At 45.6% G+C, this 17,433-nt stretch carries 14 protein-coding genes; 1 reads left to right on the forward strand and 13 read right to left on the reverse strand.

Translation table 11 applies throughout. The features are described 5' to 3' along the window. Positions 1–53: 53 nt before the first annotated feature. The 13 genes from ACESZH_RS18535 to ileS form a co-directional block, all read right to left on the reverse strand. The gene (locus ACESZH_RS18535; protein WP_373218255.1) at positions 54–647 is read right to left on the reverse strand and encodes a beta-galactosidase; all 594 of its coding nucleotides are present in this window, start codon (positions 645–647) and stop codon (positions 54–56) included. Then, positions 634–1,998 (reverse strand): GH1 family beta-glucosidase, encoded by a 1,365-nt coding sequence (locus ACESZH_RS18540; protein ID WP_373218257.1) that lies wholly within the window; start codon positions 1,996–1,998, stop codon positions 634–636. Before ACESZH_RS18540 ends, ACESZH_RS18535 begins: the two co-directional genes overlap by 14 nt. Positions 1,999–2,002: 4 nt before the next feature. Then, positions 2,003–2,830, reverse strand: a complete 828-nt coding sequence (locus ACESZH_RS18545; protein WP_373218260.1) for a carbohydrate ABC transporter permease — start codon at positions 2,828–2,830, stop codon at positions 2,003–2,005. Beyond that, positions 2,830–3,678: a carbohydrate ABC transporter permease gene (locus ACESZH_RS18550; RefSeq protein WP_373218262.1), complete on the reverse strand. Its 849-nt coding sequence runs from the start codon at positions 3,676–3,678 to the stop codon at positions 2,830–2,832. The genes ACESZH_RS18545 and ACESZH_RS18550 overlap by 1 nt, the downstream gene beginning before the upstream one ends. A gap of 125 nt (positions 3,679–3,803) precedes the next feature. Further along, a complete protein-coding gene (locus tag ACESZH_RS18555) occupies positions 3,804–3,965 on the reverse strand; it encodes a hypothetical protein (protein ID WP_373218264.1) in 162 nt (53 codons plus the stop codon). After that, positions 3,962–4,987, reverse strand: coding sequence for an ABC transporter substrate-binding protein (locus tag ACESZH_RS18560; RefSeq protein WP_373218265.1), 1,026 nt, complete (start codon positions 4,985–4,987; stop codon positions 3,962–3,964). Before ACESZH_RS18560 ends, ACESZH_RS18555 begins: the two co-directional genes overlap by 4 nt. A gap of 8 nt (positions 4,988–4,995) precedes the next feature. Next, positions 4,996–5,130: a hypothetical protein gene (locus tag ACESZH_RS18565; RefSeq protein WP_373218267.1), complete on the reverse strand. Its 135-nt coding sequence runs from the start codon at positions 5,128–5,130 to the stop codon at positions 4,996–4,998. A gap of 73 nt (positions 5,131–5,203) precedes the next feature. Beyond that, on the reverse strand, positions 5,204–6,688 hold the full coding sequence (locus ACESZH_RS18570; protein ID WP_373218269.1) for a response regulator: 1,485 nt from the start codon (positions 6,686–6,688) through the stop codon (positions 5,204–5,206). Next, entirely contained in the window at positions 6,657–8,486 is a 1,830-nt protein-coding gene (locus ACESZH_RS18575; RefSeq protein WP_373218271.1) for a sensor histidine kinase, read from the reverse strand. The genes ACESZH_RS18570 and ACESZH_RS18575 overlap by 32 nt, the downstream gene beginning before the upstream one ends. A gap of 125 nt (positions 8,487–8,611) precedes the next feature. Continuing rightward, a complete protein-coding gene (locus tag ACESZH_RS18580; RefSeq protein WP_373218273.1) occupies positions 8,612–9,130 on the reverse strand; it encodes a HEPN domain-containing protein in 519 nt (172 codons plus the stop codon). A 4-nt stretch (positions 9,131–9,134) separates the two neighbouring features. Then, positions 9,135–9,485, reverse strand: coding sequence for a nucleotidyltransferase family protein (locus ACESZH_RS18585; protein WP_373218275.1), 351 nt, complete (start codon positions 9,483–9,485; stop codon positions 9,135–9,137). Between the two features lie 288 nt (positions 9,486–9,773). After that, positions 9,774–12,233 carry a glycogen/starch/alpha-glucan phosphorylase gene (locus ACESZH_RS18590; RefSeq protein WP_373218353.1) on the reverse strand — a complete coding sequence of 820 codons (2,460 nt, stop codon included), beginning with the start codon at positions 12,231–12,233 and terminating at the stop codon, positions 9,774–9,776. 56 nt (positions 12,234–12,289) lie between these two features. After that, positions 12,290–15,442: an isoleucine--tRNA ligase gene (ileS, locus tag ACESZH_RS18595; protein WP_373218277.1), complete on the reverse strand. Its 3,153-nt coding sequence runs from the start codon at positions 15,440–15,442 to the stop codon at positions 12,290–12,292. A 555-nt stretch (positions 15,443–15,997) separates the two neighbouring features. Here ileS and ACESZH_RS18600 point away from each other — a divergent pair. Then, positions 15,998–17,263: a D-alanyl-D-alanine carboxypeptidase family protein gene (locus ACESZH_RS18600; protein WP_373218279.1), complete on the forward strand. Its 1,266-nt coding sequence runs from the start codon at positions 15,998–16,000 to the stop codon at positions 17,261–17,263. Positions 17,264–17,433 lie beyond the last annotated feature (170 nt).

Here is a 17,433-nt window from a genome sequence, read left to right on the forward strand (position 1 = left end):
ATGAGGCACGGATGGCAGCGTAACCGGTAAGCGATATTTTTTAGCCACAAGTGTTACAAAAATGCTTGACCACAACATATCTCCAAAGGAACAGGCTGCAAAAACTCCTCTTCCGCTTCCCTGGAATAATCCCTGTCGGTATGGACCAATCCCATTTCATTCTCAACCTGGACCGCAATGACGGTTCCCTCCGTATCATATTTCTTCAGGAACTCCATCACTTTACAAAAGGCTTTCCTATCTCTTTCCAGGGTCGCACGGCAATGGGGCGAAAGAGATTCCACCTGAATCCCTGCCGAATTTTTCGCTCTTTTATATTCTTTGCTGTTTCTTTTCACATAATCCGGCGCGTAGGTAAACAGTCCGTTTTTGCTTGCCCCGAACCACAAGGGAATCAGATAAAGACCTGCCTCCCTTGCCTTGTCTACAAGCCCAGCCACCAGACTCATATCATAGCAGTCCTTCTCTTTCTCCACCTCACACCAGTAAACAGGTGCCTCCAGCAGGTTTCCGCCATACTGATGGATCGCTTCAATAGTCCGGTCTATCATTTCCGTTCCGCTGGAAGAATTATGGCACTGAAGCCCAGTCAAAAACACAGGCTTTCCGGTTCTGTCGCACAAAAATCCATTTTCATTGCTGGTCATAATAAAATCTCCTGTCCCGTATCATTTTTTCATACCATTTCCCACTATCCTTGAATGTTCTCTTCTGGGACTGAAAATCCACATGGGTAAGCCCGTATCTTGAATGAAATCCGCTGTTCCACTCCCAATTATCCAAAAGTGACCAAACGTAATAGCCCCGGATGTCATTTCCTTCCGACAGTGCTTTTTGTATCCAGTATAAAAAGCCCTTGATATAGGCAATCCTGTTATAGTCATGAACACAGCCGTCACCTTCCACCCTTTCCCCGTAAGACGGTGTACCGTTTTCCGTAATATAGATCGGGATTTGGATTCCATAGTCCTCTTTCAAAAGGTGAACAGCATCATAAACCGCTTTGGGATAAAACTCATTTCCATTGTCCTGAAAATTACCGCCTGTCCTTTTTTCCCGCTTTTCAGATTCCATTAACCCCTTTTCCGCACAGTCCACCACACGGTTATAGCAATTCAATCCAAAAAAATCCATAGGCTGACAGATGCGTGCAAAATCACCCTCCTGCACGTTGGGCGCACACTGATTCTCTTCCATGTATCGCCATAAAGCATCTGTGTACCCACCCTTAAAAATAGGGTTCAGATAAGAGCGGTATGTTTTCTCATTTTCCAGCTCCGCCATCTCCCGGTCTGCCTTATTATCCGGTCTGTATGGATGATGCTTCCAGATATCCACCACAATTCCGATCTGACTGTCTTTCATGGCCTCCTGCCGGAACCTGCGTACACCTTCTCCGTGGGCGAGTAGAATATGATGGTTTGCCTGCCGCCCCTCTGCCTCTGAACAGTGGCCCGGTGCAAAGATTCCCTGCGCGTAACCCACATATGTAGCAATAGGCTCATTCACCGTCGTCCAAAGTGGAATGCTGTCGCCAAATTCCCGAAACAGGAAGGAGGCATATTCTCCATACCAATCCACGATCTCCCGGTTCAGCCATCCGCCCTTTTCCTCCAATGCCTGGGGCAGATCCCAATGGTACAGCGTGGCATTGGGAATTATCTCGTTATTGTGCAGCTCCTCCACCAACCGCTTATAAAAATCCAAACCCTTTTCATTTACCTTTCCCACGCCTTCCGGAAAAATTCTGGACCAGGAAAAGGAAAATCGGAAGCTCTGGATGTTCATTTTCTTTGCAAGAGCAATATCTTCCCGGTACCGATGGTAAAAATCGCAGGAAACCTCCGGTGTACTGCCGTCCCCGATCATTCCCGGCTGTCCGGCAAAAGTGTCCCAAATAGAAGCGCCTCTTCCGTCCTCATGTGCGCCACCCTCAATTTGTGCCGCACTGGTTGCCGCACCAAACAAAAAATCCTTGGGAAATCTGATTTCTTTCATAGTCTTATCCTTTCACGGCGCCTGCTGTCATACCTGCCACTACCTGCTTCTGCAAAACCAGGAAAATAAGGATCACCGGAATCATCGTGATCACAGCAGCGGCAAAAGCCGTATTGTAATCTGCTCCGTATGCTCCGAAGAACACATACTGCTGCATGGGAATCGTCTTAATCTCTTCATTCTGCAAAAGAAGAATGGATACATTAAATTCATTCCATACAGACAAAAACTGAAGCGTCGCCACAGTTGCCAAAATCGGCTTCAGAAGCGGCAGGATAATGGAAAAAAATATCTTAAATCTTCCCGCCCCCTCAATCTCTGCTGCTTCCTCCAGCTCAACAGGAAGCTGCCGCACAAACCCGGTTATCATAATGGTACAATACGCCACCGCCAATCCGGCAATCATAATGACTGCTCCAGTCCTGGTGTTTAAAAGGTTCAGATTTTTATACATTTTGTAAACCGGAACCATGATCACCTGAAAGGGCAGCATCATGGATGCAACCAGCAGACTTTCATAAATCTGGTACCCTTTTTTATGATACCGGCGCCCAATGGCATAGGCTGCCATAGATGCCACCAGCAAAATGATCAGCACACTGCTCACAGTCACAATGATACTGTTTTTCATAGAGGTCAGAATTTTCGCCTTTTCTATAGCATTTGTAAAATTCTCCCAATGAATCGTTTCCGGAAGTGCCAAAATTCCTTTGGAGCTTTCCTGCTTTGACTTTACGGACATCAGGATACAGATGTAAAAGGGAAACAGAAAAATCAATGTCATTACCACCAGTATTATTTTTGATAGAATCCCTGCCTTGTTTTCTTTCATTATGCTTCGACCTCCTTACTCCTGAAAAACTTCGTCAGAGCCAGTCCGATAATTACAAGGAAAACCATGAATACCAGAGAAATCGCCTGAGCATAACCGGCTCTGGAGTACTTAAACATATAATCGTAGATTAAAATCGCAACAGTCTGTGAGGACCCGGCTGGACCGCCTCCTGTGGCTGCCAGAACCGTACCGAATTCCCTGAGAGATGAAGTCAGTGTCAGCGTGATACAGATTGTAAAGGAAGGCATCAGCATGGGAATGGTGACATTGCAGAAACGCTGCCATGTATTTGCCCCATCGATCATAGCTGCCTCCTCATAATCCCTGGAAATTCCTGCGATCCCAGCCATATAGATCATGACGTTAGACCCCAGATTATTCCACAGGGATATGATGATGATTCCGAGCAATACCGTTTCCCTTCTTCCCAAAAGAGAACGTCCCAAAATTGCAGACAGCATATTGGAATCAATGTACTTCCACACAAAGGAGGCAAGCACTGCACTGATAGCAAGAGGAATAAAAAAGCTGGTCTTAAAAAAGGCTTTTCCTTTTAATTTTTTGCTCAGCGTAACGGCAAGAAACAATGCAAGTATATTGTTCGCTGCCGTTACGCCGACTCCGTAGATTACCGTGGTCTTAATTGGCTGCAGGACATTTTTGTCCCCAAGCATCCTCACAAAATTATCCAGACCTACAAAGTTATATGTTCTGGAAATCCCATCCCAGTCCGTAAATGCAAGCTGTATTCCTGAAAGGAACGGGTAGATCACACAAAATGTAAAAAGAATGACAGACGGGATAAGAAAAATAAAATATCCCATTTCTTTTCTGAACCGTTTCATAAATCTCCTTTCCCAAAAGAAGCTGCCGCAGATTTCCAATTCCTATCTGCTTTTCCTTGCATTTAGGGACATGTGTCTATACGGCAGCTTCCATATCAACTTAAAATAATTCCATGTATTTCCTGTTATTTGACCAGATTGTCAAAGTCTGTGTCCAGTGTTTCCAGCGCGCCCTCTACGTCTTCGCAGCCGTCCAGGAAAAATCCGGAGACATCATTGATAAACGCATCCTCATTGGCACTTGGGAAGCTCTTGGAGGAGATGACCTTTACCTCTCCGCTGTTCATAATATCTGCGGCATCCTTAAATGCGCCTTCCAGATTGGAGGTATCCACACCCTTGATGATCGGGATTCCGGCGGGCACATAGGCATAACATTGTCCTCTGCTGTTTCGGAAACCGGAAGGGCAAAGATACCAAATTCTGCATCCGGGTTCATGGCAGTGGCATTTGTCACAGTCCAGGTTCCGTTCAGGATCATGCCTGCCTCGCCATTTGCCAGCATAGAATAGCAGGTATTCTGGTCTTTTCCAAATGGATCCTCATTCATATACGGATAGATCTCCTGCAGTTTTGTATAGAATTCCCTCCACTGTTCTGTCTCAGCAAATTTGCTGCTTCTGTCTACCATTTCCGCAAGGCTGGGGCCTCCGTTTGCCAGAACCTGTGCACAGTAAACAGTCTGAGAGGTTCCGTTTACCACCCACTGCTCTGCGAATCCGGATGCTATCGGCGTAATCCCTGCTTCCTGAAGCTTTCCGCATGCCTCGAGAAATTCGCTCCAGGTTTTCGGTGTTTCTGTAATTCCTGCCTGCTCAAATGCAGCTTTGTTGTATGTCACGCACATAAAGTCATTTGCAATGGGAAGAGCGTATACCTTTCCGTCTGCTGTGAAAGCATCCAGCATACCTTCTGAATAGTTCTCCAGATTTTCGCTCTCGCTGAGATCCAGTACATAACCGCTTGGCACCATATCCGTCATGTCATTTGCGGAAAAGGAGAAGAGATCCGGCACATCTCCTGCGGAAAATCTTGTCATAACCGTCTGATTAAAGCTGTCAATAGAGGTTTTCTGGATCTCAATCTTAATATTGGGGTTTTCCTCCTCAAAATTTGCGATTACCTCATCCAGCCATGCAACATACTGCTCCTCAGCAGAACCGTTGATAAACTCCAGGGTTACCTGTTCTCCCTCTTCCTTGGAAACCTCGTCCTCTTTCACTTCGTCTGCCCAAGCCAGGCTTCCTCCTGCAGTCATTCCGCATACCATAGCGCAGGCCAGCATCGCTGCTAATGCTTTTCTTTTCATTTTCAATCTTACCTCCTGAATTCGTTTTGTTTTTCTGTCTCGTTTGTTTGTGCTTTTATTATATCGGTTTCCTCCGCGGGGAACCTTTCAGATTTTTCAGCTTTTACTAAAAAAGCCATGGTATTTTTGACCGTAAATACCATAGCTTTTTTCCCTAAACGTCCTCTTTTTCAAAAATCCATTCAATTTCTTCATTTTTCTTACAGTATTTTCAGATTACCCCCGTCCTGCCTGGCTTTGCCTGTATTCCTGTATCGTCATTCCCGTATACTTCTTAAACATTGTACTGAAATAAGACGCATTTCGAAATCCCACCTGTTCTGCCACCTCGTAGTTTTTCAGATTGGATTCCGTCAGAAGCTCTTTTGCTTTTTCCATCCGGATCTCATTCAAATATTCCGTAATGCTTTTCCCGGTATCTTTTTTAAACAGCCCTGAAAAATAACCTTCATTCAGCGCCGCCTCCCCTGCAATATCCCCCAGCGAAAGGTCTTTGGAATAGTTTTCCCGCATATAGCGGATTGCCTGCTGCACCCCGGGATGTCTTGTCACGGAACCGCATTCTGCAAAAAGGGTCTCCAAATAATGGCTGCATATTTCCTGCTTTTTCTCAATGCGGGCAGCTCCCGCAAGTTCCTCCCTGATCTCAGCAAACCGCATTTTATCCATCTCATGCTGCATGTTTTTTGCGATGGTATTCAGGAAAAGGAGGTAGTTTTTCTGCACATACTCCTCTGAGCAAAGCATCCTGCGCAGCTTTTCCGTAAGCTGATAAAGTGCATCCTTTCCTTGCTCTATGCTGCAGATCCCGGCATATGCTTCTTTCTCTTCCATAAAGGTTTCATTCCGGCTTTCATATTCAGAACGTACATATTCCCATATCAGCACTCGCCTTTTCCCGGAAAACTTTGCCATCTCCGCCGCGCACTCTGCCTCATGGCTCATAGCCGGAAGGTCCGTCACCTCTGTTCCGGTGCTGCTGCATCCGGCAAGATAATCCTCGTCCTTCAGAATCCCTTCCAGTTCCAGCAGCCGCTTGCTTCTATCCTCCATCTGAAGCTTCTGGCTGTGCTCCTTAATAACAGGTAATAAAAGAATATGCTGCCTCTTTTCATGAAGCTCCACCAGGCTCTGCTCCATCCAAACCTCTTTGCGGCATTCAGGAGACTGCCATTCCTCATTCAGGTTCCGGATCCGGCACAAATAGTACCCCCATTGGTTGTCCACGCTTAATTCCAGAAAATGCCGGCCTTCCCCGTCCTGTTTCCCGGAAAGGAAATCTAAAATTTCGGTTCTGCTCTGGCTTTGGTTGATCAGCTTTTCAAAATGCTTGTGCCAGGTTTTCCAGATGATTGCACCCACATCTTCCTTTTCAATGTCCTGCTTCAAAATATAATCCTCTGCTCCAAGCTTCAGGGACTCCCTCACAAACTCAAAATCATCATAGGCGGACAGTGCGATGATCAGGATGTCCGGGTACCGCTCCTTTATAGCTGCGGTCAGTTCGATTCCGTTCATAACCGGCATACTCATATCCGTGACCACAACCTCCACCGGATTTTCCTCCAGAAACCCCAGAGCTTTTGCTCCATGGACAGCCTCCCCGACAACTTCAAAACCGTATTTTTCCCAGTTTATTACCTTTTTTACCGCAAAACGGAAAAATTTGTCATCCTCTACAATCAATACTCGTTTCTTCATCGTCTGTTTTCCTTTCCGGAATGACCAGTGTCACAGAGGTTCCCATTCCAGGCTCACTTTCTATCTGATACTGAAACTCCGAACCGTAAACCATCTTCAGCCGCAGGATAATGTTGGTCACACCGATTCCGTTAAAGCCTTTGTATTTTTCGGCCTTATTTTCTTCAATTTTATTTTTCAGGCACTGCAGCTTTTCCTCTGTCATACCCAATCCGTTATCTGTCACCGCAAGCACAAGCTTACGATCTTTGATCTCCCCGCTGATCACGATAAGCCCGTCCTCTCTGGCATTGTCCAGACCATGGAGAATACTGTTTTCCAAAAACGGCTGCAGGATAAAGCCCAGCAGGATAAATTGTTCCGCCTCCCCATTCACCTGATATTCCACACGGAATGTGTTTTCATAGCGGGTCTGCTGTATGTAAATATATTGTCTGACATAGTCCAGTTCTTCCTTTAAGGTAATATACTGGTTTGCTTTTTTTACGGTAAAGCGCAGCAGATTAATAATGGCGTCCGCCAGCTTTGCAATTTCATCCTGCTCTTTTTCATAAGCCAGCCATTTCAGGGAACCCAATGTATTATACAAAAAGTGTGGATTGATCTGCGCCTCCATAACCTGGTATTCCAGCAATTGTTTTTCCTCTTCTTCTTTTCTGGTAAGCTCATTGAGTTCATTGATCTTCAGTCCCATATGGTTAAACTGCAGGATCAGATAGCCGATCTCGTCATAAACAGCAGGAGAAAGGAGGGATGAATAGTTTCCCTCTTCATACTGCAGCATTCCCTGTTCAATGATTTCCAGATTTTTACGCAGTGTCCTGTACAACACAAAGCCTACCAGCAAGCCCACAGCAAGCAGACCGACCGTGGTGAGCAGCGTCCTGGGAATGATCTGATTGGCCTTTTCCAGAACAATGGAATACGGAATAAAGCACAAGATATTCCAAGCGTACCGGGGCGTCCGCATGGGAATTACCAGATACCTGTCCGTTTCTATTTTCCGTTTTGCAACGTAAATATAATAGCTTCCATCCTTATATGTGATATATGGATTCAGCATTTTCTCAGTTACATTCAGACTGTTGTTTTTAAATATTTCCCCATCCTGCCCCGCCAGAACCAGGTTCTGATTGGACACATAAGGACTCATGTCCTCCTCCAGCTCAAAGAATGATTCCGAAACCGCAAACGCCACCCTACAGCGCACACTGGCCGTGTTTCCCGAATAACGTTCAAATAGTGTCCGCAGAAAATAGACCTGATCTCCTCGTTTCAGCCATTGCATCCGGCTGTCAGCATCTGCCTGGCTGCGCAAGTCTTCCATAATGCTTCCTGCCTCGACATGTGTCATTTCCTTTCCGATTACCGCCGGATCATAATAGTATATTTCACCACTGTCTGTTTCCATTATAACATGATCGGAATATTGGTGCAGTATCGTATACTGCAGAAATTCCTCAACAAAAGCCTTTTGGTTCACAGAATATTTCCATGTGGATTTTTCCGTATCCGTGTCCTCATCTAAAATTCCCTTTATTTCTGCCCCGGAAGCAAAAGAATAAGATGTATCCTGAAACTCCCGGATTCTTTCCTCCATCTGTACGCCCGTCTGCTTCATGAGGCTGATGGCAGAATCCTCCACCGTATCGATCAGCGAATTCTTCATGGTAATATAACTGGTGCCGCCGATCACCAGGCTGCAGATAATTGCCACAAACACCAGATACCATGTCAGCTTTGTACGGATTTTGGAATCTCTGATTTTCTTCCAGAAATATAAAAGATAAACTTTCATATCGCCCCTCCTTCAGCCGATACTGATTCTAATTATTATAATAGCCGAAGCATTCCATAAAAGCAATGCAAAAGAGGCTGCCAGATAATTCCCATACCTGACAGCCTCCTGTTTCCATTTATTCTTTATGACACCAGCTTCTTTTTAAACAAAATATAATAACAGTTCAACTCAAAATCGCTGCATCCCCTTTTTGCCGCCGGCAAGCATTTCAGCAGCCTCTCTTTTTGCAAATTGTCTCTCAGCTCCTCACGTAATTCCTGACAAATTCCATTCTTTTTCAAAAAAAGCTCAACCTCCTTCATTGCCCTGTCAAGCTTTCTTTTTTCTACAATGAAATCCATATTGTACCTAGTTTCAGCTTCCCACTCGCTCAGCATTTCTGAATGGTCATCAATCCATTCCGTAACTGTTAAATTCGCACCATTGTTTTTAATCATATCGACCAGCTTATTTATTTTATGTGTATTTGGGACAGTCACCCCCACACACTCCAGAGCTCCTTTTAAAACCTTTTCCACTGCTTGCTGAATATGATATGCCGCATTATTCAGGATCATTTCATCATTATAAGGATTCTCCCAAATCATATGGGCCGTTTTAAAGTCCACCCATGCACTCCGGAATAATCTCACATCACACATAATCTCACCTCTCAAACAATAATAAACCTTTTCTGTCTATTTCCTGATACAATCGGGATTCCACCGATAAATTCGTAATGATGTCCACCTCACAGTCCAAATCCGGGATCCTCTCCAGCTTCTTGTCCTTGTCATCCTTTTCAATATAAAGGTCAATATCACTGTTACTATTGCATCGAAATTCCAGCGAACTGCCATATAAAACGATCCTACGGACGTTTTTATCCTTTGAAAGGATTTGAATCAGTTTATCTACTCTTGTCTGCATCAACGGATGGACCCTGTTTGCATTCCCAAATGATACGCCTTCCTTCACAGGAAAATCCCACATAATATCAAAGTTATTCAAGTCCATTCCTCCATTTCTTTCCTGTCACTATACAACAGCCTCAATGATCGTCTTATCCCCCACTTTGATCTCATGGGCACCAATCTGCTTTTTCTGGTTGAAATTAAAGCTGAGCCTCCCTCGCTCCATAAAATCTACGGGATTCTTCTCAATTTGCTCCGCAAATCGAGAAGTAATAAATAGCTTCGCCCTACAGCTCAGCTATTTATTATCTTACCATGGATTCTTATGGCAGGCAAGCGGACAAAACGGCCCGCGCATATTGCGCGGACCGCCCATTAGTTTTTCATTCTATTATTTCTTTTTAACAACAACCTTATCCAAATGCCAGATATCATCTACATACTCCTGGATGGTTCTGTCAGAGGAGAATTTGCCGCTGCATGCAGTGTTCAGAAGAGCCATTTTAGCCCACTTCTTCTGATCTCTGTAAGCAGTCTCAACCTTCTTCTGAGCCTCAGCGTAGGATCTGAAATCACCTAAGATGAAATACTGGTCAGCTCTTCCGCTGTACTTGGTGGTCAGCAGGGAATCATAGATATCCCGGAACAGCTCTGTATCGCTGTTAAAGGTACCATTGATCAACTGCATCAGAACCTGACGGATCTCTCCGTCCATGTTGTAGATCATATTCGGATCATAGCCGCCGTTGTTCTCGTAGTTGATGATCTCATCAGAGCTCATACCAAAGATAAACGCATTCTCAGCGCCAACCTCTTCCACGATCTCAACGTTTGCACCGTCCATTGTACCAAGGGTAACGGCACCGTTCAGCATGAACTTCATGTTACCAGTACCGGACGCTTCCTTACTTGCAGTAGAGATCTGCTCGGAAACATCAGCAGCCGCAAAGATCATTTCTGCGTTGGATACGCGGTAGTTCTCAATAAATATAACCTTGATCTTGCCATTGATGGAAGCATCATTGTTAATCACATCTGCAACAGAGTTGATCAGTTTAATGATCTTCTTTGCAATCTTATAAGCAGCAGAAGCCTTAGCTCCAAAAATAAAGGTTCTTGGATAGAAATCCATCTCCGGATGCAGCTTAATCTGGTTGTACAGATAGATTACATGCAGGATGTTCAGAAGCTGTCTCTTATACTCATGCAGTCTCTTAACCTGAACGTCAAAGATAGAATTCGGGTCAACCTCAACACCATTGTGCTCCAGGATGTACTTAGCCAGACGCTGTTTATTCTTGAACTTGATGTTCATGAACTCCTGCAGAGCCTTCTCATCATCTGCATAAACAGCCAGCTTCTTCATCTGGGAAAGATCTGTTACCCAATCCGGTCCGATCTTGTCTGTAACCCACTCAGCCAGAGCCTGGTTTCCATGATACAGGAAACGTCTCTGAGTGATACCGTTTGTCTTATTATTGAACTTCTCCGGCATCATCTCATAGAAATCTTTCAGGGACTCATTCTTCAGGATCTCAGTATGCAATCTTGCAACACCGTTTACAGAATAACCTGCAGCGATAGCAAGATGCGCCATCTTCACCTGGCCGTCCCAGATAATTGCCATCTTTTTAACCTTCTCGAAATTTCCAGGATATTTAGCCTGAATGTCAAGAATGAAACGACGGTTGATCTCCTCAATAATCTGGTAAACACGTGGAAGCAACTCGGAGAACAGGTCGATCGGCCATTTCTCAAGAGCCTCAGCCATAATGGTATGGTTGGTGTAAGCGCAGGCTTTTGTGGTAACTGCCCATGCGTCGTCCCAGCCAAGACCTTCCTCATCCATCAGGATACGCATTAACTCAGCAACAGCCATAGTCGGATGTGTATCGTTCATCTGGAAGGTAACCTTCTCATGAAGCTTTCTGATATCGTCATGTTTCTTTTTATATTTTGCGATTGCAGCCTGTAAACTTGCGGAAACAAAGAAATACTGCTGTTTCAGACGAAGCTCTTTACCGGATCTCTGGTTGTCATTCGGATAAAGTACGTTTACGATATCCTTTGCCAGGTTCTCCTGCTCAACAGCTTTCTTGTAATCACCCTTGTCAAAGGAATCAAAACCAAACTGCTCAACTGCAGCCGCATCCCAGATACGCAGAGTGTTTACAACATTATTCTTATAACCAACGATCGGCATATCATAAGGAATAGCCTTTACAGCCTGATATCCCTCATGGATAAACTTGTTGTTTCCAGTAGCAGGGTCATACTCAACTCTTACATAACCGCCGAAATGAACCTCTTTTGCATACTCTGGACGACGCAGCTCAAATGGATATCCATTTTCAAGCCATGTATCCGGAACCTCGATCTGATATCCGTCCTTGATTTCCTGCTTGAACATACCATAGCGGTAGCGGATACCGCAGCCATATGCGCAGTAGCCTAATGTTGCAAGAGAATCCAGGAAACATGCTGCCAGTCTTCCCAGACCGCCATTTCCAAGCGCCGGATCCGGCTCCTGGTCTTCCAGGGCATTGATATCAATTCCAAGCTCTTCCAGGGCTTCCTTTACCTCACCGTAAGCGCCCAGGTTGATCAGGTTATTTCCCAGAGCACGTCCCATCAGGAACTCCATAGACATGTAGTATACGATCTTCGGATCCTGCTCGTCATATGCGTTCTGAGTTTCAAGCCAGTTGTCGATGATAACATCCTTCACTGTATAGCTTACTGCCTGGAAAAGCTGCTCCTGTGTTGCTTCCTCCGGCTTTCTGCGGTAAAGGAATCTTACATTATCCTTTACGCTCTGTTTGAATGTTTCCTTATCAAACTGCTTATCAATCATTCCATACCTCCTGTAATCCGGAAAACTGCTTCAAAATTCCACAGTTTTCGTATTTATAATTTGGTTACTCCCATGGTTACCTGTTCTTTGTTGATGTTCCAATCTTTTACGTAACCATCTGTTTCTCCCAGAACGACTTCCTCTGCCAGTACTTCTGCCTTGATTTCATCCTGGTGTGCTCTCATGATCTCCATGATCTTGTCATTGTCTTTTGCTGATACACGGATCTTGTCCATGACCTCGAATCCGGCTTCCTTACGCATAGTCTGTACCTTGCTGATAATTTCGCGAACGAAGCCTTCCTCAATCAGTTCCGGAGTCAGGTTTGTGTCAAGGACAACTGCAATATCCCCGTCAGCCTCTGTCACATAACCCTCAGTCTGTGCTGTCTCGATTAATAAGTCTTCCTCCGTAAGCTCTGCTTTATTTCCATCGATATCCAGAGTAAGGACACCGTTGGTCTTTAATTCATTCATTGCCTTGCTTCCATCGATCTCTGCAAGCGCGCTGCGGATACCGTTCAGGAGTTTTCCGTATTTCGGTCCCACGGTGCGAAGCTGCGGCTTGAAGCTGTAAGAGATAAAGGACTCCACATCATCGGCAAACTTCACTTCCTTTACATTCAGCTCGTCTGCAATAATGTCTGTGAAGAATTTCTCCATTTTCTTCTCAGCCTTTACATACATGGTACCGATCGGCTGGCGGTTCTTGATATTTGCCGTATTTCTGCAGGCACGTCCAAGTACGACCACATCCAGAAGCTCCTCCATGTTTTCTTCCAGCTCTTTGTCGATCCAGTCTTCATTTGCGACCGGGAAATCGCACAGGTGGATACTCTCCAAAGCATCCTTGTCAATACTTCTCACAAGATTCTGGTAAATATCCTCTGTCATAAACGGAATCAGCGGAGCGGCAACCTTTGCCACAGTAACCAGTGCGGTGTAAAGTGTCATGTAAGCATTGATCTTATCCTGCTCCATGCCCTTTGCCCAGAAACGCTCACGGCTTCTTCTTACATACCAGTTACTCATCTCGTCTACAAACTCCTGAAGCGCTCTCGCACTCTCCGGAATCCTGTAGTTTTCCAGATCATTGTCAACAGTCTTAATTAATGTATTCAGCTTGCTCAGCAGCCATTTATCCATGACCGGAAGCTTATCATACTCTAATGTATATTTGGTAGCGTCAAATTCATCAATATTCGCATAAAGCACGAAGAATGCGTAGGTATTCCAAAGAGTGCTCATGAATTTACGCTGACCCTCCTGAACGGCTTTTCCGTGGAAACGGTTTGGCAGCCATGGCGCGCTGTTGATATAGAAATACCAGCGGATCGCGTCTGCTCCGTAGGTTTCCAGTGCCTCGAACGGGTCAACTGCATTTCCCTTGGATTTACTCATCTTCTGTCCGTTTTCATCCTGAACATGGCCCAGAACGATAACGTTCTTATATGGTGCTTTGTTAAACAGCAGGGTAGACTCTGCCAACAGGGAATAGAACCAGCCTCGTGTCTGGTCTACAGCCTCGGAAATAAAATCTGCCGGGAACTGCTGCTCAAACAGCTCCTGATTTTCGAATGGATAGTGGTGCTGTGCAAAAGGCATGGCTCCTGAATCAAACCAGCAATCGATTACCTCCGGCACACGGTGCATGGTTCCGCCGCACTTCGGACATTTCATGGTGAACTCATCAATATACGGCCGATGCAGCTCTACGGTTTTTGCACGCTCGTCTCCTGTCTTTTCCAGTAATTCCTGACGGCTTCCCACAGACTCCATATGACCGCAGCTGCACTCCCAGATATTTAACGGAGTACCCCAGTAACGATTACGGCTGATTCCCCAGTCCTGAACATTTTCCAGCCAGTCACCGAAGCGGCCCTTTCCAATGCTCTCAGGAATCCAGTTGATAGTGTTGTTGTTGCGGATCAGGTCTTCCTTTACCGCAGTCATTTTGATGAACCAGGATTCTCTTGCATAATAGATCAGCGGTGTATCGCATCTCCAGCAATGGGGATAATCATGCTCAAATTTCGGTGCTTCGAAAAGCTTGCCTTCTTTATCCAAATCCACCAGGATCAGCGGGTCTGCATCCTTTACAAAGGTTCCCGCATATGGAGTATCGGCTGTCATATCGCCCTTGCCATCTACAAACTGTACAAACGGAAGATTGTACTGACGGCCCACACGGTTGTCATCCTCACCGAATGCAGGAGCGATATGAACGATACCAGTACCATCGCTCATGGTTACATAGTTATCGCATACGACAAAATGGCCTTTTTTGCCCTGCTTTTTCACAAACTCACCGGTGCATTCAAACAGCGGCTCGTATTCCTTGTATTCCAGGTCTTTTCCCTTATAGGTTTCCAGAACCTCGTAAGCCGGGGTGTCGTCCTTTGCAAGCTTGCCCAGAACTTTATCCAAAAGCGCCTCTGCCATATAATAGGTATATCCGTCGGCAGCTTTTACCTTGCAGTAAGTCTCATCTGGGTTTGTACAAAGAGCCACGTTGGACGGCAGGGTCCACGGTGTTGTGGTCCATGCCAGGAAGTATGCGTCCTCGCCCACTACCTTGAAACGTGCAATTGCAGAGCGCTCCTTTACCAGCTTATATCCCTGGGAAACCTCCTGAGAAGACAGCGGGGTTCCGCAGCGCGGACAGTACGGTACGATCTTGAAACCTTTGTACAGAAGTCCCTTGTTCCAGATTTCTTTTAGTGCCCACCATTCGGACTCAATGTAATCGTCCTCATAGGTGACATAAGGATGCTCCATATCTGCCCAAAAGCCAACAGTTGCGGAGAAATCCTCCCACATTCCTTTGTATTTCCAGACACTTTCTTTACACTGCTGGATAAACGGCTCAATTCCGTATTCCTCGATCTGGTCTTTTCCGTCCAGACCCAGCTTTTTCTCAACTTCCAGCTCCACGGGAAGCCCATGGGTATCCCATCCTGCTTTTCGCGGAACCATATATCCCTTCATAGCGCGGTATCTGGGAATCATATCTTTGATAACACGGGTCAGTACATGACCGATGTGGGGTTTACCGTTTGCGGTAGGCGGACCATCGTAAAAGGTGTAGGTTTCGCCTTCTTTGCGGTTTTCCATACTTTTTTCAAAGATATGGTTCTCTTCCCAGAATTTTTCAACTTTCTTCTCGCGTTCCACGAAATTTAAGTTCGTGTCTACTTTCTGGTACACTGCTTTTCCCTCCTGCTTATTTTTTTAATTCATAAAACAAAAAAACTTCGCCCCGTAAAAGGGCGAAGGCTCTCACATTCGCTATACCACCTGTTACAACATACGGGCATTTACGCCGATATATGTTCCCTGTAACGGGGGAATCACCGTCAGTTCTTACCTGCACCCTGCTCTCATATTAAGGCCCTGAGTACTCTTCAGAATTGAAACTCCGGAGTGATTTTCTGCTGGGCCTACTCGCACCGGGCTTACACCATCCCCGGCTCGCTATAACTTTTAGAACAGCTTACTGTCTCCATCGCGGTCTTTGCTTATGACTTTTCATGCTGCTATATTATAAAGGCAGTAAAATCTATATGTCAAGTGTTTTTTTATGAAAATAGTTATGAGCCCCGGTCATACGCAGCCCAAGCCGTCCGGATCGTAACATAAAAAATTCACACTCTGCTTATAGTCTTCCTAAATAAAAAGTGATATAATGTATAGAATTATGGAGATAAATAAAGATGTAGCAAACATGATCTTTCTGACTGTATTATTTTAGAAGGGATATTTATGTCGAAGAAAAACAATTATATGAAAAAATTTCTCTGCGGTTTTTTGAGTTTGAGCCTGCTGCTGGCGCAGCCATTTGCAGCTTATGCAGAAGCAGAAGGCGCTTCCACCGCAGATTCCGGGACTTTATCTCCCACACCTACACCGGACCCTCATACAGAAGCCTATTATCAGCCGGCAGACACCGACTCTATTCCGGGATGGCCGCAGGGCCCGCAGATTGAAGCCCAGTCTGCTGTCCTTATGGATGTTTATACAGATGCCATTCTCTATTCCAAGAATGCGGACCAGCAGCTCTATCCTGCCAGTATCACCAAAATCCTTACCGCTCTTTTAGGCTGTGAGAATCTGGGTATGAAGGAAAAAGTGGAGGTTTCCCAGGAGGCAGCCTACGGTATTGAGCCGGGAAGCTCCAGCATCTACGCCGATACGGGCGAGATTTTCACTGTCCAGCAGTCGCTGATGGCAATCATGCTGGAATCCGCAAATGAGATGTCTCTGGCCATTGCAGAAAAGGTTTCCGGCTCCACAAAGAAATTCGTAGAGCTGATGAATGAGCGTGCCCGCCAGATTGGCTGCACCAACACACACTTTAACAACCCAAACGGGCTTCCTGATGAAACCCACGTGACCACAGCCAATGACATGGCTAAGATCTCCAAGGCGGCCTGGTTTAACCCGCTTTTCCGCAAATTTGTCACTAAGGATCTCTTTGAGATTCCGCCCACCAACGTATTTAAAGAAACCCGCTATCTTTTAAATCATCACAAAATGATGGCAGGCCGCGACTACGCCTATGACGGTGTTGTGGGCGGTAAAACGGGCTATACCGAAGCGTCAGGCAGCACCCTCGTCACCTATGCCAAACGGGGTGACACCATCCTTCTGGTGGTCGTTATGGGTTCTGTAAACGGCGGCTGGTCCGATACCGCCGCACTTTTGGATTACGGCTTCGGCAGCTTTGAACGTGTAAACATGAAGGTTGACAAAAATCCTGTTCCCAAGCAAACGCTCCCAAGCGAAAAATACCTGCTGACAAACGGCGGAAACACCTACCCGTTTTACTACACCCGCGGAGTCTATGTCACGGTTCCCGTGGGAACGGATGTAAACAATCTGGAAAAACGCCAGTCCCTGCGCTCCAACTCCGTCGGTCCTCTGATCCTGGACAGCCAATATTATTATAACGGCCAGATGGTAGGATGGGGAATGCAGTATGAGAGGCCGATTCTTTCCACTTTGCTTACAACCCCACAGGCAGGTTGAATCCATCGGTAGTAATGCTCTTTGGCAAACGTTTTAAGAAGTTATGTCAAAATTTGTCGAACGAATATATTTGTTTGACATAATATTCTATGCTATACTGACCCTACGAAAGTCAGAGCACCTTTAAAGGCGGCCTGCCCTCTTCGGAGGGCTTCCCCCTCCGGATATCT

The organism is Ruminococcus sp. 5_1_39BFAA, from assembly GCF_964240875.1.
In the GTDB taxonomy this organism is placed as follows: domain Bacteria; phylum Bacillota; class Clostridia; order Lachnospirales; family Lachnospiraceae; genus Blautia_A.

What these genes read in the sequence shown, in the direction of transcription:
- ACESZH_RS18535 (WP_373218255.1), bottom strand. Translation starts at nt 647, where the DNA reads ATGACCAGCAATGAAAATGGATTTTTGTGCGACAGAACCGGAAAGCCT.
- ACESZH_RS18540 (WP_373218257.1), bottom strand. Translation starts at nt 1,998, where the DNA reads ATGAAAGAAATCAGATTTCCCAAGGATTTTTTGTTTGGTGCGGCAACC.
- ACESZH_RS18545 (WP_373218260.1), bottom strand. Translation starts at nt 2,830, where the DNA reads ATGAAAGAAAACAAGGCAGGGATTCTATCAAAAATAATACTGGTGGTA.
- ACESZH_RS18550 (WP_373218262.1), bottom strand. Translation starts at nt 3,678, where the DNA reads ATGAAACGGTTCAGAAAAGAAATGGGATATTTTATTTTTCTTATCCCG.
- ACESZH_RS18555 (WP_373218264.1), bottom strand. Translation starts at nt 3,965, where the DNA reads ATGAACAGCGGAGAGGTAAAGGTCATCTCCTCCAAGAGCTTCCCAAGT.
- ACESZH_RS18560 (WP_373218265.1), bottom strand. Translation starts at nt 4,987, where the DNA reads ATGAAAAGAAAAGCATTAGCAGCGATGCTGGCCTGCGCTATGGTATGC.
- ACESZH_RS18565 (WP_373218267.1), bottom strand. Translation starts at nt 5,130, where the DNA reads ATGGTATTTACGGTCAAAAATACCATGGCTTTTTTAGTAAAAGCTGAA.
- ACESZH_RS18570 (WP_373218269.1), bottom strand. Translation starts at nt 6,688, where the DNA reads ATGAAGAAACGAGTATTGATTGTAGAGGATGACAAATTTTTCCGTTTT.
- ACESZH_RS18575 (WP_373218271.1), bottom strand. Translation starts at nt 8,486, where the DNA reads ATGAAAGTTTATCTTTTATATTTCTGGAAGAAAATCAGAGATTCCAAA.
- ACESZH_RS18580 (WP_373218273.1), bottom strand. Translation starts at nt 9,130, where the DNA reads ATGTGTGATGTGAGATTATTCCGGAGTGCATGGGTGGACTTTAAAACG.
- ACESZH_RS18585 (WP_373218275.1), bottom strand. Translation starts at nt 9,485, where the DNA reads ATGGACTTGAATAACTTTGATATTATGTGGGATTTTCCTGTGAAGGAA.
- ACESZH_RS18600 (WP_373218279.1), top strand. Translation starts at nt 15,998, where the DNA reads ATGTCGAAGAAAAACAATTATATGAAAAAATTTCTCTGCGGTTTTTTG.